At 38.9% G+C, this 22034-nt stretch carries 15 protein-coding genes; 14 read left to right on the forward strand and 1 reads right to left on the reverse strand.

Features of this window, described 5'->3' with window-relative positions; all coding sequences use genetic code 11:
• Positions 1-63 precede the first annotated feature (63 nt).
• From MM239_RS14165 to MM239_RS14230, 14 genes are all read left to right on the forward strand, one after another.
• Positions 64-1806 (forward strand): glycoside hydrolase family 43 protein, encoded by a 1743-nt coding sequence (locus MM239_RS14165; protein WP_241348905.1) that lies wholly within the window; start codon positions 64-66, stop codon positions 1804-1806.
• Between the two features lie 260 nt (positions 1807-2066).
• A complete protein-coding gene (locus MM239_RS14170; protein ID WP_241348906.1) occupies positions 2067-3011 on the forward strand; it encodes an alpha/beta hydrolase in 945 nt (314 codons plus the stop codon).
• Positions 3012-3082: 71 nt separating this feature from the next.
• A complete protein-coding gene (locus MM239_RS14175) occupies positions 3083-5188 on the forward strand; it encodes a hypothetical protein (protein ID WP_241348907.1) in 2106 nt (701 codons plus the stop codon).
• A 113-nt stretch (positions 5189-5301) separates the two neighbouring features.
• Positions 5302-6264 (forward strand): glycoside hydrolase family 43 protein, encoded by a 963-nt coding sequence (locus MM239_RS14180; RefSeq protein WP_241348908.1) that lies wholly within the window; start codon positions 5302-5304, stop codon positions 6262-6264.
• A 22-nt stretch (positions 6265-6286) separates the two neighbouring features.
• Positions 6287-8254 (forward strand): glycoside hydrolase family 97 protein, encoded by a 1968-nt coding sequence (locus tag MM239_RS14185; protein WP_241348909.1) that lies wholly within the window; start codon positions 6287-6289, stop codon positions 8252-8254.
• Between the two features lie 18 nt (positions 8255-8272).
• Positions 8273-10207: a glycoside hydrolase family 97 protein gene (locus MM239_RS14190; RefSeq protein ID WP_241348910.1), complete on the forward strand. Its 1935-nt coding sequence runs from the start codon at positions 8273-8275 to the stop codon at positions 10205-10207.
• Between the two features lie 11 nt (positions 10208-10218).
• Positions 10219-11580 (forward strand): glycoside hydrolase family 43 protein, encoded by a 1362-nt coding sequence (locus tag MM239_RS14195; RefSeq protein WP_241348911.1) that lies wholly within the window; start codon positions 10219-10221, stop codon positions 11578-11580.
• 234 nt (positions 11581-11814) lie between these two features.
• Complete coding sequence (locus MM239_RS14200; RefSeq protein ID WP_241348912.1) at positions 11815-13188, forward strand: glycoside hydrolase family 43 protein; 1374 nt, start codon at positions 11815-11817, stop codon at positions 13186-13188.
• A gap of 261 nt (positions 13189-13449) precedes the next feature.
• On the forward strand, positions 13450-14577 hold the full coding sequence (locus tag MM239_RS14205) for an endo-1,4-beta-xylanase (RefSeq protein WP_241348913.1): 1128 nt from the start codon (positions 13450-13452) through the stop codon (positions 14575-14577).
• A gap of 130 nt (positions 14578-14707) precedes the next feature.
• A complete protein-coding gene (locus tag MM239_RS14210; protein WP_241348914.1) occupies positions 14708-16189 on the forward strand; it encodes a Gfo/Idh/MocA family oxidoreductase in 1482 nt (493 codons plus the stop codon).
• A gap of 456 nt (positions 16190-16645) precedes the next feature.
• Positions 16646-17482: an alpha/beta hydrolase gene (locus MM239_RS14215; RefSeq protein ID WP_241348915.1), complete on the forward strand. Its 837-nt coding sequence runs from the start codon at positions 16646-16648 to the stop codon at positions 17480-17482.
• Between the two features lie 272 nt (positions 17483-17754).
• Positions 17755-18948: a 6-bladed beta-propeller gene (locus MM239_RS14220; RefSeq protein ID WP_241348916.1), complete on the forward strand. Its 1194-nt coding sequence runs from the start codon at positions 17755-17757 to the stop codon at positions 18946-18948.
• Positions 18949-18986: 38 nt separating this feature from the next.
• A complete protein-coding gene (locus tag MM239_RS14225) occupies positions 18987-20231 on the forward strand; it encodes a 6-bladed beta-propeller (protein WP_241348917.1) in 1245 nt (414 codons plus the stop codon).
• Between the two features lie 190 nt (positions 20232-20421).
• Positions 20422-21666 carry a 6-bladed beta-propeller gene (locus tag MM239_RS14230; protein WP_241348918.1) on the forward strand — a complete coding sequence of 415 codons (1245 nt, stop codon included), beginning with the start codon at positions 20422-20424 and terminating at the stop codon, positions 21664-21666.
• Positions 21667-21780: 114 nt separating this feature from the next.
• Here the strand turns inward: MM239_RS14230 and MM239_RS14235 are convergent.
• A partial coding sequence (locus tag MM239_RS14235; RefSeq protein WP_241348919.1) for a transposase occupies positions 21781-22034 on the reverse strand: 254 nt, incomplete at its 5' end.

Raw genomic sequence — 22034 nt, forward strand, 5'->3', positions numbered from 1 at the left:
AATAGAAAGCCATAATTATAACTCGGCCTTATTTGGCCAAAAAATCAATTTAATATCAGAATAATGAAAAGGAACCAAACAGTTATTTTAACACTCTTTTTGACTTTGATTTCCCTATTTGATGGGTATGCACAGAAGAAGAAAAACAACGCTCCCGTATTTGCTGAAGTTGTCTATGAAGGGAAAGATAAAATATATGAAACCAATCCTCTGAAAGAAGGAGAATTCTATAATCCATTGCTACAGGGCTGTTATCCCGATCCAGCTATTACAAGGAAGGGCGATGATTATTTTATGGTTGTTTCATCCTTTGTTATGTTTCCAGGAGTTCCTATATTCCATTCCAAGGACTTGGTGAATTGGACTCAAATTGGTCACGTTTTGGATAGGAATTCCCAACTGAAAGTGCAAGATGCTGGTATCAGCATGGGGATCTATGCGCCTGATATCAAGTATAATCCATACAATGATACATTCTACATGATCACTACGCAGTTTGCTGGTGGATTTGGCAATATCGTGGTGAAAACGAAAGATCCGTTTCAGGGATGGAGTGATCCTATCAAGATGAAATTTGATGGGATAGATCCAGGATTGTTTTTTGACGAAGACGGCAAAGCTTATGTCGTACACAATGATGCACCAAACGAAGGCGAAGAGCGATATAATGGTCACCGAGTGATCAAAATATGGGAATATGATCTTGAAAACGATCAAGTTGTAGCTGGAACGGACAAAATCATCGTGGATGGTGGAGTAGATCCTTCCAAAAACCCAATTTGGATAGAAGCACCGCATTTGTACAAGAAGAATGGTGCATATTACTTGATGTGTGCTGAAGGAGGAACTGGAGATAACCACAGTGAAGTGATTTTCAAGAGTGATAGTCCTACGGGGCCATTTATCCCAGCTCCTTCCAACCCGATACTTACCCAAAGGTATTTTGGAGATGAGAGAAGCTACAAAGTAGATTGGGCAGGACATGCTGATTTGGTATTGGGTCCTGATGATAAATATTATGGAGTTTTCCTAGGTGTGAGGCCAAATGAGAAAAATAGGGTCAATACGGGTAGAGAAACATTTATTCTTCCTGTAGATTGGTCTGGTGAGTGGCCAGTTTTTGAAAATGGATTGATTCCAATGGGGCCAAAATTGAAAATGCCTGAAGGAGTCACTGAAGTTAAATACGGTAAAGATGGTTTTTTTCCAAATGGCAATTTCGTGTACACCGAAAAGTTTGATTCCAAGGATTTGGACTATAGATGGATTGGTCTAAGAGGTCCAAGAGAAGATTTTATCTCTTTTGTCAAAGGAGGTCTGCAGATCAATCCTTTTGCTACTAATATCAAAGAAGTGAAGCCGACTTCAACTTTATTCTACAGACAGCAGCATCAGAATTTTTCCTTCACGACCAAGTTAACTTACCAGCCGCAGAGTGACAAAGACCTTGCAGGGATCACCTGTGTTCAGAGTGAAGCCTTCAATTATGTGTTTGGTGTGACCAAAGTGGGTAATGATCATGTGTTGGTTTTACAGCGAACTGAAGGAAAAGGTATGGGGAGAAATAGACAAATCAACTCACAAATCCTTGCAAGTACAAAGGTAGACCTCTCGAAACCACTTACACTTCAAGTGAAAGCTAATGGAGATGAGTATGAATTCGGTTATGCTGTAGCAGGTGGCGAAATTCAAAACCTAGGAGGGAAAGTATCAGGCGACATATTGTCTACAAATGTAGCAGGTGGATTTACAGGAAATATGTTAGGACTATATGCTACGACAAGTAATGATGCGATTGTGAAATAGAAAAAAACAGAGACCCAAAAATTTTCCAGGTTTTATCGATAATCAGCTGTTTGTAAAAAGAAAGTTGGTGAAACCTGGAAGGTTTTTTCTTACTATGAATCGACCGAATATCTACCAATAACTTGTCCGTCGCGACGGATCCAATATCAATTAATAACTTATCCGCCTCTGGTAAATCGAAATGAATCAAGAGAACGCTCTTCTTAAATAACTGATATCTGTCAAAATATTCATTATATACTCAGCCAAATAACCAAACTATGAGCAATCTACTCAACTCACTGGGGAAGTTTTCCCTCCTAATCACTTTCCTTTTCTATGCAAATTCTATAATGGCGCAGGATGGAACCATTTATCCACTTGAGACCCCAGATGAACCCAATGCTATTCCGCTGGGTACTGGAGGCGTAAAGGATCAACCTGCCTCAGAGACTTGGTTTCGCCAATGGGGCGATCCTATGGCAAGGAACATTACAGTAGCTACGCTTACTCCTTTTCTTCCAGAACCTGGAAAAGCAAATGGAACGACCGTGATTGTAGCTCCAGGAGGAGGGTTTAGATGGCTTTCATTGGATAATGAAGGTTGGAAAGTAGCAAAAGCCTTGGCAGATCAAGGGATCAATGCTTTTGTACTTAAGTACCGACTTCATCCAACGCCAGAGTCTTTGGATGGATTTAGGGAATCTATGAACAGAACCTTTGATGCGGCAGCAAACTCAGCACAAGGTGGAGAATCAAGACCTCGTCCTGTGCAAAGAGACCTTTCCGATCAACTTGAGGACGCAGAGGCGGCTTATGCCATGATCGTAGAAAGAGCAGAGGAATGGGGTGTCGATACGGACAGAATTGGTATGATAGGCTTCTCGGCTGGTGCAGGTCTTACCATGCATAGTACACTGAATTCTAAAACCATGAAGCTTGCCTTTATAGGCCCAATCTATGGTGGGATGGGCCCAGTTGAAGTACCCAAGGATGCCCCACCTATGTTCAATGTGATTGCTACTGATGATTTTCTTTTCAATGGTCAGAATGGTATTATCGAGTCTTGGTACAAAGCAGGTATACCTGTAGAGTTCCACCTTTATCAAAATGGCGGCCATGGTTTTGGACTTGGAAATCCTAATAGAACCAGTAACCGTTGGTTTGATGCATTTATTCATTGGTTGGATGTCAATGAATTTCTCTCGGAAAAATCAACAGATTGATACGCCTTTAGGATTCCCCTTTAGTTAACAAGTAAAATAGAAATTTAAAATCTCAAGAATTAACCTATTATATGAAGAACTTATCATTTTTCTTAAAAGAAAACCTACTTACGAAGTTAGTACTTGGAGTGATGGTAGCTTCCATTTCGGTAGCCTGCGGCCAAGAAGAAGTACAAGAAAGTTTGGTGAATGAAGATGGGAAATATGTCCACAATGCGGCTGGGAATCCCTATTTACCACTTTGGGAGCATTTGCCCGATGGCGAACCTAGGGTTTTTGAAGATCCAGATAATCCTGGGAAATACCGTGCTTACATTATTGGATCACACGATCTTAGATTTACGAGCTATTGTGGGCCAGATATCAGGATGTGGTCAGCTCCTGTGGAAGATTTGTCGAGCTGGAGAGATGAAGGAGCAATTTTCACCTATGAGATTGATGGACAGTGGGATGTGATGTATGCCCCTGATTTGGTCGAGATCAAGAAAAAGGATGGTACCAAAGAATACTACTTATACCCACACAGCAGAGGGCCTGGGAGAGAAGCTATGGTAGCCAAGGGTTCGAGGCCAGACGGTCCATTTACTCCAGTCAACATGACAGCAGATGGGAAAAGAACTGTAGAGGGAAGCATAATAGGATTTGACCCAGCAGTATTTATTGACTACATCACAGATCCAGATGATCCAGATTATGAAATTGGTTTCAGAGCTTATGCTTTCTGGGGATTTCAAAGATCTTTGGCAGCAGAGCTTGATCAGAATACCATGTATTCTTTGAGACCAGGCACAGAGATCATTCCTTATTTCCTTCCAGCGAGTAGCAGATATGGAAGATTGAGAGATCCAGAGGGTACTACCTATCCTGCAATCTATGAAGAGGAAGATTTGGGTACTTTCAACTTCTTTGAAGCTTCTTCTATCAGAAAAGTGGGTAACAAATATATCTCCGTATTCAGTGGCTATTCTGGACCTGAATATGGTGTGAGCAGCACCAACTCGACATTGAGGTATGCCGTGGGAGATTCACCGCTAGGGCCGTGGAAAAGTGGAGGCGTTTTGGTTGATTCCAGAGGTCCAGTACTGAATGAGGATGGATCAGCTATCATGCTCACCAATGGTGGTCACAATACCCATGGGAGTATAGAGAATATCAATGGCCAATGGTATGTGTTCTATCACAAGCCGCCGAGAGGTTTTGGGTTTGCACGTCAGCCTGTAGTGGCTCCTATTTCCCTTGAAGTAGACGAAACGCCAGTAGCAGAAGGTGGTGGTGCAAGAATTCGTGCATACGATCCTTATGCTTCTAATCAGCAATGGACGGCTAAGGATAAAGAAGGAAGGGAGTATAAAGGTGCAGAAATAACTTCGGAAGGGTTCCACATGTATGGCTTGGATCCATATCAATACTACTCGGCAGGCTATGCCGCTTACCTCTCTGATATCAGTATACAACAAGATTCATGGGACATTTGGGATAACCACATGTCGATTTCACCTGTCAAAAATGGACATATCATAGGCTATAAATACTTTGGATTTGGTGGTCTGAGTGAAGATAAATTTGGTCTGAAAGCATTCGACGGTACGAAAGAAGGAAATCAAACAGCCTTCAACCTTTTCTTGACTCCAAAGACAGACAAAGCTTTCAAAGTAAATGTCTGGGTAGACGGCCCCTATGACAATGAAACTTGGAAAGGTACAAAAATCGGAGTGGTCGAAGTTCCTGCAAACTCAAAACAAGAAGCAACTAAGTTCAAAATTGATGTGGCAAAATACGTAGATCAATTGGATAAGAAGCATGCGATCTACTTGGTAGCAGAGTCAGGAAATGATGAAGAGTTGTTCGAACTTCTAGGTCTTGGTTTTAGTGCCAATGGAAAAGAATTGAAAAGACCTGTAGCACCTAAAATCACCATTTCAGTGAATGGAGAAGCGGTAGAAGTACCAGAAACACCTGTGAGATCTACCAATGAAAATGGTATTCTAGGATATGATCTCTATGAAGTAAAAGCAAGTCTTCCAGCAGATGCAAGTGGTAGTCCCAAAGTAACGGCCAAAGCTGATCAATCAGGTGTAAAAATTTCGATAGATCAGGCTGAAGATAGAGAGGGCGAAGCCATTGTGACTTGTGATTATAGAGGTGTTGTCAAGACTTATAAAGTGAAATTTAACTGATTATCTTAATGTCTAATCTTTTAACCCTAAAAAATGAAAGATTAGCTAATCCCAAACTTTCCCAAAGTTTTGAACTTTGGGAAAGTTTATTTCAACTCTTAAACCTAAACCAAATGAAAATAGCCTTCAAATTTCTATTAATAGTAGCGTTCAGTTTTAACTTTCATTCAGGCTTTTCGCAAAACCCCATAATCAAAGACTTTTTTACTGCCGATCCTGCTCCAATTGTGTACAATAACACCGTGTATCTGTACACCAGTCACGATACAGCATCGGTAACATCCAAGAACTATGAGATGAAGGACTGGCTAGTCTTTTCTTCAACAGATATGGTGAATTGGGAGTATCAGGGAGCACCAGTTTCACCAAAAACTTTTTCCTGGGCCACGGGAGATGCTTATGCAGCGCATTGTACGGAACGAGATGGTAAATTTTATTTCTATGTGTCCACATTTCACAAAGAAGATGAAAACAGTAAAGGAGGTGCAGCCATTGGTGTAGCAGTTTCAGATAGTCCAACCGGTCCATTTGTAGATGCTATCGGAAAAGCGCTTGTAGTCAATGAAATGACTAAGGACAACAAGCATGGTTGGGATGATATTGATCCAGCTGTATTTATTGATGATGACGGTCAGGCCTACATCTACTGGGGAAATGGAAGTCTAAAATGGGCGAAGCTGAGGGATAATATGATAGAAATGGATGGTCCGATCAACTACCTGAACCCTGAGAATTTCATAGAAGGTCCTTGGGTTTACAAACGTAAAGATTTGTATTATTTATTGTATGCAAGTAAGGGTGAGAAGGCTGAGCAAATAGATTATGCTATTGCAACAAGTCCAGAAGGTCCTTGGGAGCACAAAGGAGTGATCATGGAAAGTGTTCCCAATAGCTTCACCGTACATCCAGGAGTAGTTTCATACAAGGGTAAAGATTATTTCTTCTATCACAATGGTGTGTTGCCGACTGGAGGAAGCTACAGAAGATCGATTTGTATAGACTACATGTACTACAATGAAGATGGCACCATTCAGAAAGTGATCCAAACAGAAGAAGGGGTCGAAGCTGTGCAATAGGGAAAAGAGAAATAAGAAATCAATGAAAAGGATTACTAGATACAGGTTTGGGCTTATTACGCTAATGATGCTTCTTAATCTCTTCCTGATTTTTGATCAATCATTTGCCCAAAGGAGCTCAGATGCAATTTTTTCCCCAAATGGGAAAATTAAGGTAAGCCTAGAGGAAGCAATGCTTCCAAAAGATAAAAAATGGACACTGGTTTTATCTTATTTGGATGAATCAAGAGAAGAGAATGAGGTAATTCCTATGATTGAGCTTGGATTGAAAAGAGAGGATCAAGAGTTTGGTTCTGGTTTGAATCTACTCAAGGTGAGCAAGCCAAAACTTATCAAGGAGCAATATGAGGCAGTTCATGGAAAAAGGCTCTCTCGCTCCAATACAGCTTATGAAGTTGTTGCTAACTTTGAAAATGCTCAAAAGGCGAAGCTTGATGTGGTTATCAGGCTTTATGATGACGGGCTAGCTTTTCGCTATCATTTTCCTGAAAAAAACTCAGGAGAATTCAAGGTTTTGGATGAGTTTACGAGCTACCATATTCCCGATAGTACGATGCGTTGGCTTCAGAAATTCAACCCTGCCAATGAAGGTTATTATAGGGCAAGCAAAGATGGAAATACACAAGCTGATTGGGCATATCCGGCATTATTTCATACAGCTGATACAACTGCATTTTTTCTGATTCACGAAGCAGGGCTTGATAGAAATTATTGTGGGACCAAATTAAGTAATCAAGGTGATAGTAAATCTTATAAGCTCGTGTTCCCAGATGATTGGAATGGTAGGGGACAAGGGCAAAGAGAACCTACTATTTCTTTACCTTGGAGTTCGCCATGGAGAGTGATACAAGTAGGTGATATCGGATCCATAGTTGCTTCCACTCTGGTGGATGACCTATCTCCTGCATCAATTTTGACCGATACAGAATGGATCAAGCCTGGTTTAGTTTCATGGAATTATTGGTCTCACAATCATGGAACCAAGGATTTTCAAGTAGTAAAAAAATTCGCAGACTTGGCAGCTGAAATGAATTGGCCTTATACTTTGATCGATTGGGAGTGGGATGCGATGGGTAACGGCGGAAACTTGAATGATGCGCTCACTTACATTCAAAACCTTGGTGTAAAACCTTTGATTTGGTACAATTCGGGTGGAAATCATACTTGGGTAGAAGCTACTCCAAAAGATAGAATGCTTACCCATGAAAACAGGGTAAAGGAATTTACAATGCTCAAAGAGAAGGGCGTCGCGGGTGTTAAAATTGATTTTTTTGAAAGTGAAAAGCAGGATATGATCAATTATTACATTGATATCTTGGAAGATGCCGCTGAATTTGAAATGCTGGTTTATTTTCATGGTTGCTTAGTGCCTAGAGGTTGGTCGCGAACATATCCTCACTTGATGACTTATGAAGGTGTCAGAGGTGCAGAGTGGTACAACAATGGGCCAGATTTCACTATTGAAGCCCCAGTTCACAATACAATCATGCCATTTACAAGAAATGTAGTAGGGTCGATGGATTATACACCAGTGACTTTTTCCAATTCTCAATTTCCTCACATTACCTCTTATGGCCATGAGATAGCATTAGGTGTTTTGTTTGAATCCGCTCTACAACATTTGGCTGATCGGCCTGAAGGGTACGAAATGATCCCTTATGCGGCTAAAGTTTTCTTACGAGATATTCCGACAATTTGGGATGATACACAGTTCATTTCTGGTTATCCAGGAGTGGATATTAACCTAGCTCGAAGAAGCGAGAATCAATGGTATCTAAGTGGAATACATAGCGAGTCTAAGCCAAAACGAATAAACCTTTCCCTAGATTTTCTAGATGAAGGTCAGAAATACAAACTTACTTTGATCAAAGACGGTAATCATGATCAAGTATTAGAAACCTCTTATAAAGTAGTCAGCAAGGATGATACAATCTCAATTAGAATGCTGCCTAGAGGAGGGTATTTAGGAAAACTTGAACCAATAAATTAATTCAACAAGATATTTATCATGAGAAAATTACTATTAATAGCCTTCACTTTTATCACTTGCCTAACTTTTGGTCAAGAAGTAGGACAAGTTGAAAGTCCAGATGGACTTGTCAGAGTAAGTTTAGTATTACAAGATGGGAAGCTATTTTATTCCGTGAAATACAGTGAGAAGACCATGCTCGAAAATTCACCTTTAGGTTTGGAAACTAATGCTGGATCCTTCACCGATCAACTTTCTTTTGTCAAAACAAAAACTGGAAATGTAAATCAGTCTTACACTCAAGATAGAATCAAGAAGTCAGATATCCATTACAAAGCCAATACACTCACCTACACAATCAAGAATGAAGCTGATCAAGAAATTTCAATTCATTTCCAAGTCAGTGACAATGATATCGCTTTCAGGTATGAGCTTCCAATGTGGAAGGAAACCAAAGGTATTGTAGTAGAAAAAGAGATCACAGGGTTCAGATTCCCAACCTCATCTACAGCGTTTTTGTCAAATATGATGCGTTCCATGACTGGATTTGCAAGAACTGCACCTAGTTATGAAAGTGGCTATGTCACTGATGAACCTATCGATAAGACCAATGCTAGACTAGGTTATGTTTTTCCTGGACTATTCAAAGTAGGAAATGATGGTTGGGTATTGCTTTCAGAGACAGGTGTCGGTAGCAATTATACCGCATCACACCTGAGTGGTATTCAAGATGGTGTTTACACCGTTTCATATCCTCAAATGGAACAAAACAATGGATTTGGGAGCACTGGAGCACAGCTAGGTCTGCCAAGCCATACACCATGGAGAACGATTACTTTGGGATCCTCATTGAAACCTATAGTAGAGACAACTATTCCATACGACGTGGTAGAACCACTTTATGAAGCTTCTCAAGATTACAAATACGGGAAGGGTACTTGGAGTTGGATCATATGGCAAGACAATAGCATGAACTATGAAGATCAAGTTAAATATATCGACTTGGCCGCTGCCATGGATTTCGAATATATCTTGATAGATGCCTGGTGGGATGAGAGAATCGGTTATGACCGGATGGAAGAATTGATTCAATATGCTAATTCAAAAGGTGTAGATGTTTTCTTATGGTACAATTCTAATGGAACTGCCAATGATGCTTTTCAAACACCACTAAACAAAATGAACACTTCCATTGCACGTAAGAAGGAAATGAAGTGGCTACAGGAAGCAGGAGTAAAGGGGTTGAAAGTTGACTTTTTTGGGGGCGATAAGCAAGAGACATTGAGATTGTATGAAGATATCCTTTCGGATGCAAATGAATACGGCCTGATGATTATTTTTCATGGTGCGACCTTACCAAGAGGTTGGGAGAGGATGTATCCAAACTTTGTAGGAAGTGAGGCAGTATTGGCTTCAGAGATGCTTGTTTTCGTTCAGGATACAAGAGAGAAAGAGGCATTTTATGCCACACTTCATCCTTTTATCAGGAATTCAGTGGCTAGTATGGAGTTTGGTGGGATTATTCTGAACAAATACCTGAACAGAGGAAATCAGCGTGGGCAAGAGCGATTGACTACCGATATATTCCAACTTGCCACGGGGGTTTTATTCCAAAATCCCGTCCAAATGTTCGGGCTTACACCAAACAATCTTACTGATGTGCCTGAATTTGAACTTGATTTTCTAAGGAAGCTTCCAACAACTTGGGATGAAACAATTCACATCGATGGCTATCCAGGAAAGTACAGTGTGATAGCTAGAAGGAGTGGAGCACATTGGTATATCGCTGGAGTCAATGCAGAAGCTGATGTAAAGACATTGAAGCTCAATTTGCCAATGCTCAAAGGAAAGAAAGTCTCTTTGTACAACGATGATAACAAAAGAGAACCTAGCGTGAAAACCATAGAAATTGATAAAAATGGAGAGGTTACGATCACGATACAACCTCGGGGTGGGTTTGTATTAACTGATTAAACAAAAATGAAATGAATAACAAACAAAAGAAACTAGTGCTGACAGTATTTATGATGGGGGTATTCTGTCTGATAGCGAAGGGTCAAAACCCAATCATTCAGACAAAATTCACCGCTGATCCAGCTCCAATGGTTTATAATGATACCGTTTTTCTCTATACTGGTCACGATGAGGATGATGCATTTGGTTTTAAAATGCACAATTGGCTCCTCTATACTTCGACTGATATGGTCAATTGGACAGAGCATGGTGCTGTGGCTTCACTGAAGAATTTTGACTGGGTACCACATGAAAATGGAGCTTGGGCTGCTCACTGCATAGAGCGAAATGGCAAATTCTACCTCTACTGCCCCATGCCTGGTGGAGTTGGCATCGGAGTATTAGTTGCCGATAGTCCGTATGGACCTTTCAAAGATCCTATTGGGAAACCTTTGATTAAAAACAGTGACCACGATATTGACCCTGCTGTTTTCATAGATGATGACGGGCAAGCTTATCTGTATTGGGGAAATCCTAAGGTCTATTATGTGAAATTGAATGATGATATGGTCTCCTTTTCAGGAGAGATCAATCAAGATGCTTCCACACCAGAAAATTACCAAGAAGGCCCATGGGTTTGGAAACGGAATGACCACTATTATATGGCTTATGCTTCGACCTGCTGTCCGGAAGGAATTGGATATGCTATGAGCGATTCTCCTACAGGGAAATGGAAGTATAAAGGAATGATAATGGATGGAGACAAGCGATCCAATGGAAACCACCCCGGTATTATTGAGTTCAAAGGTAAAACCTATGTCTTTGGGTTTAATTACAATATACTTAAGCAAACAATGGCCAAGCATTATGAAAGGCGTTCTGTAATTGTCGAAGAGCTGAAATACAATGATGATGGTACTATTCAGAAGCATCCTTTCTGGTCAAAGAATGTCGAACAAGTCGGGACATTGAACCCTTACAATCGTGTCGAGGCGGAAACAATGGCTTGGAGTCGGGGGGTGAAAACGGAATTTGCTACAGAGTGGGAAAGGAATATTTCTTGGGATAAAGGGGAGAAGATTGCTGATCGGTTGTTTGTTTCCTCTATTCATCATGGAGATTATATCAATGTACAAGGTGTGGATTTTTCAGCTGGAACCAAGTCGATTGAAGTAAATATTGCCCCGCTGTATGGTGGAGCAATCGAAGTACGTATTGACAGTTTGGATGGTCCGTTGATTGGAACCATGGTAATAGAAGACCAAGGTCAAGGAGATATCTGGAGAAGCATCACTGCATCAGTGAAAAATGTAAGCGGTGTTCACGATTTGTTCTTTGTGTTTAAAGGAGAGAGTGACTTATTCTATTTTGATTGGTGGAAATTCGCAAAGTAATAATGAATATACGCTACTTTGCCACAAGTCAAACAAAGTTTCTCCAACAACAGATTTTCATTACTTCATCAAGGAGCACGAGTGATGACTGTTGTCCTTTGACAGTTGACGATTATCCGCAATGCTACCATTTGTTGAATGAAAAATTATCTATGTATCAAGTGTTTTAAAAGATATATCGTTTTGTAAAGCGTCTGACGCAAAAGTGTATAAATACAATAAAATATAGCTGAAATGATTAAAAAACTAAAGTATAAAATACTAACCTTTACTGTCCTAATTGCTATAATTGGCATTGCCCAAACCAAAGCCCAAAATCCAATCATTCAGACTGCTTACACAGCAGATCCTGCACCATTGGTTTACAATGATAAAGTCTACCTATATACTTCACACGATGAAGATGGATCGACTTGGTTTACCATGAACGACTGGAGATTATATACCACAGAGGATATGGTAAACTGGACAGATCATGGAGCCATATTGTCTTACAAGGATTTTTCATGGGGTAAAATGAACGCTTGGGCACCACAGTGTATTGAGCGAGACGGTAAGTTTTATATGTATGTACCGATTACCGATAGGAACAATAAAAACGGAATAGGTGTAGCAGTATCGGATAGTCCATATGGGCCATTTATTGATCCATTGGGTAAGCCTTTGATAAGCAATAGTATGGCTGATATTGACCCAACAGCATTTGTAGACGATGATGGACAAGCTTACTTGATGTGGGGAAATCCAGTGTGTCATTATGTCAAATTGAACGAAGACATGATCTCACTTGATGGTGAAGTTGGAGAATTTCCAAATACTATTGAGTCCTTTGGGAAAAGGAAAGCTGATGACCCTAAGAGGCCTACTACCTACGAAGAAGGTCCTTGGCTTTATAAGCGAAATGGTATCTATTATCTACTTTTTGCCGCGGGTGAGTTACCAGAGCATCTGGGTTACTCTATGAGCGATAGTCCGACAGGACCATGGGAATACAAAGGGGTGCTAATGCCATCAGAAGGGAGAAGCTTCACGAATCATCCAGGAATTATTGATTACAAAGGAAAAACATACCTCTTCTATCACAATGGAGCTTTACCTGGAGGAAGTGGCTTTACCCGATCAGTTGCTGTGGAAGAAGTGACTTTCAATGAAGATGGTACAATAGTTCCCATGAAAATGACAGAAGGAATCACTAAAAGCATAGGATCTGTCAATCCTTATGTGAAAAATGAAGCTGAAATGATTGCTTGGTCAGAAGGTGTTAAAGCAAAGAGCAATGAGGTAGTGGGGAATTTTATCACAGCCACACGAAATGATGCTTTCACCAAAGTTGTAGGAGTTGATTTTCGAGATAGCGGAGCTACCAGATTCACTGCACGCGTAGGCACTACCCACAATGGCGATGTGAATATGGAAGTGAGGTTGGGCAGTAAAGATGGAAAGCTTCTGACAACAGTAAAAGTTCCGCTCACTGGAGGAGACGACAGGTGGTCCTTGGTAAATACAGAGGTGGAGCAGTTGAGCGGTGTACATGACCTGTATTTTGTGTTCAAAGGAAAAGCACCAAGTAATATCATGTATTTTGATTATTGGACATTTGGAAAGTGATTGTAGATTAGAGATTGAAATATTTGAAGAAATTGTCTGCCTTGGGGGATTTAATATTTAATGATTGCAATAAAACTATATTCTCCTTGGTTTGTGTCCTCACAAACCAATCGAACTGGCAATAGGACAATAGACAAATTAAAAGATTATAAGTATCCGCTATGTTTCGCTTTGGTCTGTGTCCTCACAGATCAATCAAATTGATAGATTGAAATATGGATGAAATTCCAAAAAAACAATTAACCCAAAACACCTAAAATAATGAAAATCAATAAAAAAACATCATGGGCCTTTATGGCTTTGGTCTTAATTGCCTGGAGCTGTGCAGACCCAGGGGAAGTATCTCCTGAATTGAATGATCCTGATGATGAGGATATGGGAGAAATTGCCATTCCACTTAAAGAGTTGTTTGAAGCTTATTTTCCAATCGGTGCTGCAGTTACTCCTCAGCAGGCTACCGCATCAAGCCCGCATGGTCAAGCCTTACAGACGCATTTTTCCAGTTTGACAGCAGAGAATGTGATGAAGCCTGATGCACTTCAGCGTGTCAAAGGTCAATACACTTGGACCAACGCTGATCAAATTGTTCAGTTTGCCAAGGATAACAACATGAAAGTTAGAGGGCATACTTTGACTTGGCATTCACAGTCTCCTGACTGGATGTTTTATGACGAAAACGGAGACTTACATACTCCAGAAGTTGCTATGAAACAATTGGAAGAGCATATTACTACTGTGGTGTCTCGTTACAAAGGGGATGTGTATGCTTGGGATGTGGTGAATGAGGCCATGTTCGATTGGGATCCGAATGGTCAGATTATTTATAGGGAGGATTCTCCATGGTTTAAAATCATGGGGCCGGCTTACATAGATTCAGCATTTGTGTATGCCAGAAGGGCGGATCCAGATGCCAAGTTGTTTTACAATGACTACAATTCAATTTTTAGTTGGAAAAGAAACAAAATATATGATTTGGTTAAGAGGTTGAAGGATAATGGTATTCCAATTGATGGTATTGGTTTGCAGGGGCATTGGTCAGTGAATACGTCTGAAGCTGATATAAGGACTACTTTGGATTTGTTTAGAACTTTGGATGTGGAAATTCAAATTACTGAACTTGATTTGCCAGTATATACCTCAAATGATGAGGCTGATTCAGAAGTTTACACAAGTACATTTTCATTTAGACAAAAAGTAGCTTATTCTATGATATTCAATGTGCTATTAGATTATAGCGATATCATTACGAATGTTACATTTTGGGGAATAGGAGATGATCATACATGGTTAGATAAGCCTGGCCGAAAAGCGTTTCCTTTTTTATTAGATGAAGAGCTCCAGCCAAAACCAGTATATTTTGAAGTACAGAACTTGGTTCTAAACCGATAAAATTACTATCCCAAAAAATAGTTTAAGGTAATGCATAGGGTTTTGCAATCGTGTGCGTAGAATTTTACAATCGGTTTCTATTTGAATGTATTAAGCAGTATTTTGGGGGTTAAACTATAATTGAATCAAGATGAAAGATAAATCCAATAAACCTAAACAATCAAAAGGCGACAAAAGAAGAGATTTTCTTAAGAAAAGTGCTTTGGCATTTGGAGCATTCCATGTGATTCCTAGCCATGTATTATTTTCTAAACCAGAAATTAGAAATAAGGCTGGTGAGATAGTTCAGATGGCATCAAAAGTCCCAAGTGATAGGGTCAATTTGGCATGTATAGGAATAGGAAATAGAGGGGAGCAAGTGATCAATGATTTTGATAGGACAGGTTATTCTAATGTTGTTGCACTTTGTGATGTAGATATGGGGGCACCACATACCACCAAAATCATGGATAAGCATGCTAAGGCTAAAAGGTACAAGGACTTTAGAGATTTGTTCGATAAAAATGAGGTTGAATTTGATGCGGCGGTGATCTGTACACCAGACTTTTCTCACTTCCCAATCACCATGCATGCCATGGCATCAGGAAAGCCGGTTTACGTAGAAAAGCCGATGGCCAGAACATTCCAGGAGGTGGAGTTGATGATGAAAGCTGCCAAAAAGTATGATGTAATCACACAAATGGGTAATCAAGGACATTCTGAAGCCAATGCATTTCAATTCAAAGCTTGGGTGGATGCTGGGATCATCAAAGACGTAAAAAACATCTCTTGTCACATGAACAGCAGAAGAAGATGGCATGGATGGGATACTTCAAAGACTACTTATCCAGCAGCAGAGCCAATCCCTGAAACCTTAGATTGGGACTTGTGGCTTACAACTGCAGAACATCATGATTACAATAAGGATTTTGCCAATGGTCAATGGAGATGTTGGTATGAATTCGGAATGGGTGCTTTAGGAGACTGGGGTGCACATATCATGGATAGTTTTCACAGGTATTTGGACTTAGGTTTGCCAGAAGAAATCAATGCTGTCAAGCTTGATGGTCACAATCCGCTATTCTACCCACAAGCCACTACATTGGATTTCAAATTCCCAAAAAGAAAGAAAATGCCAGCACTTACAGTGACTTGGTATGATGGATTGGAAAATCTCCCACCACTTCCTGAAGGGTATGGATCATCTGAGCTAAGCTCTGATATACCCGCAGCTGGTACTGGACAGATTGAACAGAGAACATTGAATCCTGGGAAAATAATTTACGGCAAGGATCTTACTTTCAAAGGTGGATCCCATGGAAGCACACTTTCGATCATACCTGAAGAAGCAGCCAATGACATGAAGAGCAGCCTTCCAGAAGTACCTGAAAGTTCATCAAACCATTTTGCCAACTTCCTATTGGCAGTGAAAGGAGAGGAAAAGACAAGGTCTCCATTTGAAGTAACTGGCCCACTTAGCCAAGTATTCTCTTTAGGGGTTCTTGCTCAGCAATTGAATGCTAACCTCAAGTTTGACAGAAAGAAAAAAGTAATCACGAACAATAAAGTAGCCAACGAGCTACTCACAGGAACCCCTCCAAGAAAAGGTTGGGAAGAGTATTATAAATTGTGAGAAGCGAGATGCTAGAGATGAGAAGCGACAGACCTCTTTTATAGACAACCTTTGAGGTTTCCTAAAACCTCGAAGGTTTACATATAGAAGCAAGAAGCAAGAAACAAGAGACAAGGAAAAAGTGTCAAGTAATTTCAGGACGCGACAAAGATTCTAGAATCGACCTTTCCTATTAAATCTAATCCCGAAAGCTATCAGGACAAAAATCTAAAACAACCCTCCCTTGGTGTCTTAGTACCTTCGTGGGAAAAAATTAATACAATCAACAATAAAAAAAACTATCACTTTGGTTTGTGTACTCACAGATCGAAACCTAATTCTTGGCCAGAGTTTTCTAACCCTTGATGTGTGTCTTCTCGAACCAATTAGTTGAAGAGTCTTAAAATACCAAACATTTGAAGTTCTTCATTTTTATTTAGATAATATAAAAACCTTAAACCTAACACCCAATAACCCATGAAAGCACTAAAAACAACAGCCTTGATGCTCAGCTTGGCGCTTACAAATTTCGCATTTGGTCAGTCAGATCAGCTAATTGCGCCAGAAGGCTTTGATAAACCTGATACTAGTAAGCCTCAAGGGGAAGTCAAAGAGTTTAAGTATCCTTCCAAAACAGTTGGAGTGGATAGACAAGCAAATATCTATTTACCACCAAACTTTGATGCCAATGAAGCTTATCCCGTATTATACTTGCTACATGGCATAGGTGGAGACGAGCGTGAATGGCTTGATCAAGGTAATCCGAACGTTATTCTTGATAACCTATATGCTTCAAATAAGGCAAAACCTATGATCATTGTGATCCCTAATGGTCGTGCCATGAAAAATGATAGGGCCGAAGGAGATATATTTGGAGCAGAACCAGTGAAGGCTTTTGCCACATTTGAAGAAGATTTGATTAAAGACCTGATTCCTTACATTGAGAAGGAATACAAAGTAAAGCCTGGAGTGGAAAATAGGGCTGTAGCTGGTCTTTCGATGGGTGGAGGACAATCAATGAATTTTGGATTAGGCAATCCAGAGCATTTTGCGTGGGTTGGGGCATTCTCACCAGCTCCTAATACTAAGAGGGGAGAGGCATTACTTCCTAAGCCAGAGGTTACCAAATCAAACCTGAAGTTATTGTTTTTGAGTTGTGGAGATAAGGATAATCTGATGAATGTGTCAAATGGAGCTCATGAGTTTTTGAATAGTAAGGGTATAACTCACACTTACAGGGTAATACCAGATCATCACCACAATTTTGAATACTGGAAAAATGAATTGTATTTCTTTGCGCAGGAGATATTTTAGAAATCACATATTAAATCCATGCTTCTTCTAAAGGCATGGGTTTTTTATTTGAATAAATACCATGTTTGAAGCAATACAGTTCCCCTTTTCTTATAGGCTTTAAATTCAGTCCTAATAAATTGAAATAAGTATTCTGATAAATGCACAACTATTTCTTATGATGAACGGTTTTGGGTTAAATCGGATTTTCATCTCATTAAGCTAAATTCACCTATAGTGTCAGATTGATAATTTTATTTCAATTCCTTCTAACCTTTTTACTCCAAATAATTATGTCTACTGTTTTGAGATTATCCAATTTCCTTTTAACCATTAATCTGTTTATCAGCAGTTGTAGTCAAAAATCCACCAAAGTTGATCTGTTAGATGAGCCTGATGCTGAGCATATTGTTACAGTTAATTTCGATAATAAGTCGGAAATAAAGTATGAGGATTACATTGAGTTTGTCAAATATGTAAAGCTAGAGACAACCGATGAAAGTTTGATTGGTGCTGTAGATAAATTGCTTTTTGATGATGATATGATTTTTGTAATTGATAAGCAAGTCACCAAATCAATATTCGTATTTGATGACAAAGGGAAATTTATGCATAAGATTCATGCCGTAGGGGATGGTCCAGATAAATATTTCTCTATTCTAGACGTTTCTTTGGATGTTACGAATAAGCTCATTTGCTTAGTAGATTTGGATGGGCGAAGGATAAAATTTTATACGTATGAAGGAGATTTTATAGAAAATCTTCGAATGCCTTTTTTGTTTAGTTCCATGATTCATTTGACAGATGATCAATTTGTTTTTAACTCAGGGTTGTCAGCCAATCAGGATAAAGAAGAAATTGATGGATACTCTTTGGTGGTAGCTGATATGGAAGGTAAAGTAAGTTACAAAGCGTTCGAAGACAGGAATCACAATTTTTCTTTTTCAATACATGATCCTTTACAGAATTCTGGTTCGGATATTTTCTACAATCCTCGTTATAGTAATGTGATTTATTCCATAAGTCAGGAGGGTGCATCACCTTTTTATAAGATTGATATGGGGATTCATGCTTTTCCTCAGGAGCGCTTGCCTAGCATCAATACGCAAGAATATTTGGAGATGGATGCCAATAAAAGTTTTGTTAATGGATACATCAGTTTGAAAGATGGAGCTATGTTTATCATTTTTGGTGATAAACAGGTTTTTAATGTTTTATATTCCAAAGAATCAGGTAATTCGATTTCTTTGTTGAGACCTGTATTTAACCACTTTTCCCATTCCCTGTTTAGCTCTAACGGTTCCGCTTCTTATTTCCATTATTTTGATCAGTCCATCGTGACTGTGTCTTGGCCGGATGTAGTTCTTATGTTAGGTGAAATCTCTCCCAAATCTGGGAGGGAGGAATCGGGATTGGACCAATTATTAGAGGGGATAGATAAATCAAGTAACCCTGTCTTGAGCTTTTTTAATTTGAAGAGTTTTTAATAGCATGTTTCACCTATCAAAAATCCAAAAACAATCAAATGAAATATTCAAGAATATCGGTTAGGGACATTGTTATAAGGTGTTGTTTGTCTAGCGTAATGCTGTTTCAGGCTTGCGACAGTTCAAATGATGGAGTGGAGTATACAAATGAATTTTATGGGGATGCAGAGATCATCAGGATAGATCCTAAAAACGATATAGATGAGGAGTATTCTATGAAAGCATCGCTAATCGTGTCGAGTATAGATTATTATCCGCTTACCTTGCCAGGAGATATGATTATAGGCGAGATAGAGAAAATGATTCATCATAATGGACATGTTTATATTTTCGATCGGCATACAGAATCCATTTTTATATTTAATGATGAGGGTGAATTTATAAATGCTATCCAAAGTAAAGGTGAAGGGCCAGAAGAATATGGAGATATCAAAGACTTTGAGGTTGATAGAAGTTCAGGGAATGTTTTAATTTATTCACCGAGAAGTCAAAAAATTCTGCGCTATACGATCACAGGAGAGTTTTTTGGAGCTATAAATAATAAGATTCAACATACCTCATTTTTTCCAATTAGTGATTCTAAAATAGCTATCTATAATTCCAGACTATCAAATGGACATGTCTTTGAAAGAACTTTCCCTATTCAACCTAGATTTATTATTGCAAATGATGAGGAGGAAGTCGAAAAGCAAGATTTGGAGACAGCTTATCGTGAACAATTGCTGATGTTCCCTTTTTCTGACTTTGGTTTTTACCAAATAGGAGACTCTCTGAGGCTGATGGATTCAATCAACTCCGTGATATATAGAGTTGATCTTTTAGAGGGGAGAGTGTACCCAAGATTTATTGTTGATTTTGCTTATGATAACCCTCCAAGGCTATACGATATGGATGACAAAGAGCTTTCATTATTTATGGATAAATTTAAAGAAAGCAGAAAAAAAGATTGGGCTTCGATTTACAAAGTATTTGAAAGCAAGGATCATCTATTTATTTCATATGGTTATGATGGACTAATGTATCGGGTCTTTTTTTCTAAGAGAACCAAGGAATTGGTTAATTCAAAACATGGATGGGTCAATGATATAGATAACTTTCCATTGCTGTCTGTTGAGACTGTTACTAATGATGGATACTTTTTAAGCTCTCTTACTTCAGATATGCTTTCTATGATGGTCACACATAATAAAAATTTGAGTTCCCAAAGAATTCTTGATTTGGAAAAAAGTCAAAGAGATGCGGAAAGCATAATTTTGGTAAAGTTTAGGTTGAAAGATTTTTGATTTCAAAAAGAATGAAGAAATGAGAAATTTTACTTGCATAATCATGCTTGCAAATATACTCTTGCTATCATGTGATAGGTCAAGAGATATTATTGATAAGTTTCATTATGATCAATGCTATTTAGTTTCAAATAAAAATCATTAGTTTATTAGATAGTTGCCCTTTTTAAAACACTTAAGAATAAATCAAATGAAATATTCAAGATTATCGATTTGGAATATTGTTGTCAAGTGTTGCATGTCTTGGGTAATTCTACTTCAGGCTTGCAACAATTCAAATGAAGCAATTGAGTTCGTAAGTGAATCTTATGGGGAAGCGGAGATCATCAGTATAGATCCGAAAAAGGATATAGATGAGGAGTATTCGATGAAAGCATCGCTGATTGTGTCGAGTATAGATTACTTCCCGCTTACCTTACCGGGGGATATGGTTATAGGTGAGGTAGCCAAAATGATTCATCACAATGGTTATGTTTATATTTTCGATCGCCATACCGAATCCATTTTTATATTTACCGGTAAGGGTGAATTTATAAATGCTATCCAAAGAAAAGGCGGAGGGCCAGAAGAATATCGAGATATCAAAGACTTTGAGGTTGATAGAAGTTCAGGTAATGTTTTAATTTATTCACCGAGAAGTCAAAAAATCCTGCACTTTGCGATCACAGGAGAGTTTTTGGGAGCTATAAATAATAAAGTTCAACATACCTCATTTTTTCCAATTAGTGATTATAAAATAGCTATCTATAATTCCAGACTATCAAATGGACATGTCTTTGAAAGAACTTTTCCTATTCAACCTAGATTTATCATTGCAAATGAAGCGGAAGAAATCGAAAAGCAAGATTTGGAGACAGCTTATCGTGAACAACTGTTGATGTATCCGAATTCAAGCTTTGGCTTTTATCAAGTTGGGGATTCGTTGAGGCTTATGGAGTCAATCAATTCGGTTGTTTATGGGGTTGATTTAGAAGAAGGAAGAGTTTATCAGAGGTTTGCATTTGACTTTACCAGTGCTAATCCACCACGGTTGTATGACATGGAAGCTGATGAGCTATCCACATTTGTGGAGGATTATAAAAACAAAAAAGTGGGTGGTTGGGCGTCTCTCCATAGAGTGAATGAAACAGCAGATTTACTGCATGCTACCTATTTTTATGACAAGCAAGTTTGTAGGATATTTTATTCAAAAAACAATAAAAGTCAGGTCAATATAGGCGCTTCTTGGATGAATGATATGGATAATATTCCAATGCCATTAGTTGAGACCACAACCAATGAAGGTGAGTTATTAGGTTACTATGGTTCAGATATGCTTTCTATGATAGTCAAACATGGTAAAAGTAAACCTTCCCAAAGAATTCTTGATTTGGAAAAGAGTCAAAGAGATGCCGAAAGCATTATTTTGGTAAAGTTTAGGTTGAAAGATTTTTGATAACTAAGGGGTAAATAGGTGAGAAATTTTACCTACATATTCTTCCAGATAAATTTAAGTTTGAGAATCTTGATTGCACAATGGTTATTTTTTATAATATGACTCCCCCTAACTTTACACGTATGTTTGAATTGCCGCAACAATTAGACGGTCAAACAATTTTTCTCCAAAATATCTTCTGTTGAGTTTATAAACAAACTCATCGATATAGTTTTGGATATATTTTTCGGTTACCATGTGGTAGATTCCCAATAGATTCTTTTTCAGGTTACTTATGGCTGTATGAACCCAGTTTAGCTCTTCATTTGCAGTACTTTCTGAAGACTTTACTTTTATGTGTGTCTCCACTAACTTCTCCACGTGAACAT

Source organism: Belliella filtrata, assembly GCF_022549775.1.
Lineage (GTDB): Bacteria > Bacteroidota > Bacteroidia > Cytophagales > Cyclobacteriaceae > Belliella > Belliella filtrata.

Excerpts from the sequence above, each read along its gene's own strand:
- MM239_RS14165 (WP_241348905.1), top strand. The coding sequence starts at position 64 with ATGAAAAGGAACCAAACAGTTATTTTAACACTCTTTTTGACTTTGATT.
- MM239_RS14170 (WP_241348906.1), top strand. The coding sequence starts at position 2,067 with ATGAGCAATCTACTCAACTCACTGGGGAAGTTTTCCCTCCTAATCACT.
- MM239_RS14175 (WP_241348907.1), top strand. The coding sequence starts at position 3,083 with ATGAAGAACTTATCATTTTTCTTAAAAGAAAACCTACTTACGAAGTTA.
- MM239_RS14180 (WP_241348908.1), top strand. The coding sequence starts at position 5,302 with ATGAAAATAGCCTTCAAATTTCTATTAATAGTAGCGTTCAGTTTTAAC.
- MM239_RS14185 (WP_241348909.1), top strand. The coding sequence starts at position 6,287 with ATGAAAAGGATTACTAGATACAGGTTTGGGCTTATTACGCTAATGATG.
- MM239_RS14190 (WP_241348910.1), top strand. The coding sequence starts at position 8,273 with ATGAGAAAATTACTATTAATAGCCTTCACTTTTATCACTTGCCTAACT.
- MM239_RS14195 (WP_241348911.1), top strand. The coding sequence starts at position 10,219 with ATGAATAACAAACAAAAGAAACTAGTGCTGACAGTATTTATGATGGGG.
- MM239_RS14200 (WP_241348912.1), top strand. The coding sequence starts at position 11,815 with ATGATTAAAAAACTAAAGTATAAAATACTAACCTTTACTGTCCTAATT.
- MM239_RS14205 (WP_241348913.1), top strand. The coding sequence starts at position 13,450 with ATGAAAATCAATAAAAAAACATCATGGGCCTTTATGGCTTTGGTCTTA.
- MM239_RS14210 (WP_241348914.1), top strand. The coding sequence starts at position 14,708 with ATGAAAGATAAATCCAATAAACCTAAACAATCAAAAGGCGACAAAAGA.
- MM239_RS14215 (WP_241348915.1), top strand. The coding sequence starts at position 16,646 with ATGAAAGCACTAAAAACAACAGCCTTGATGCTCAGCTTGGCGCTTACA.
- MM239_RS14220 (WP_241348916.1), top strand. The coding sequence starts at position 17,755 with ATGTCTACTGTTTTGAGATTATCCAATTTCCTTTTAACCATTAATCTG.
- MM239_RS14225 (WP_241348917.1), top strand. The coding sequence starts at position 18,987 with ATGAAATATTCAAGAATATCGGTTAGGGACATTGTTATAAGGTGTTGT.
- MM239_RS14230 (WP_241348918.1), top strand. The coding sequence starts at position 20,422 with ATGAAATATTCAAGATTATCGATTTGGAATATTGTTGTCAAGTGTTGC.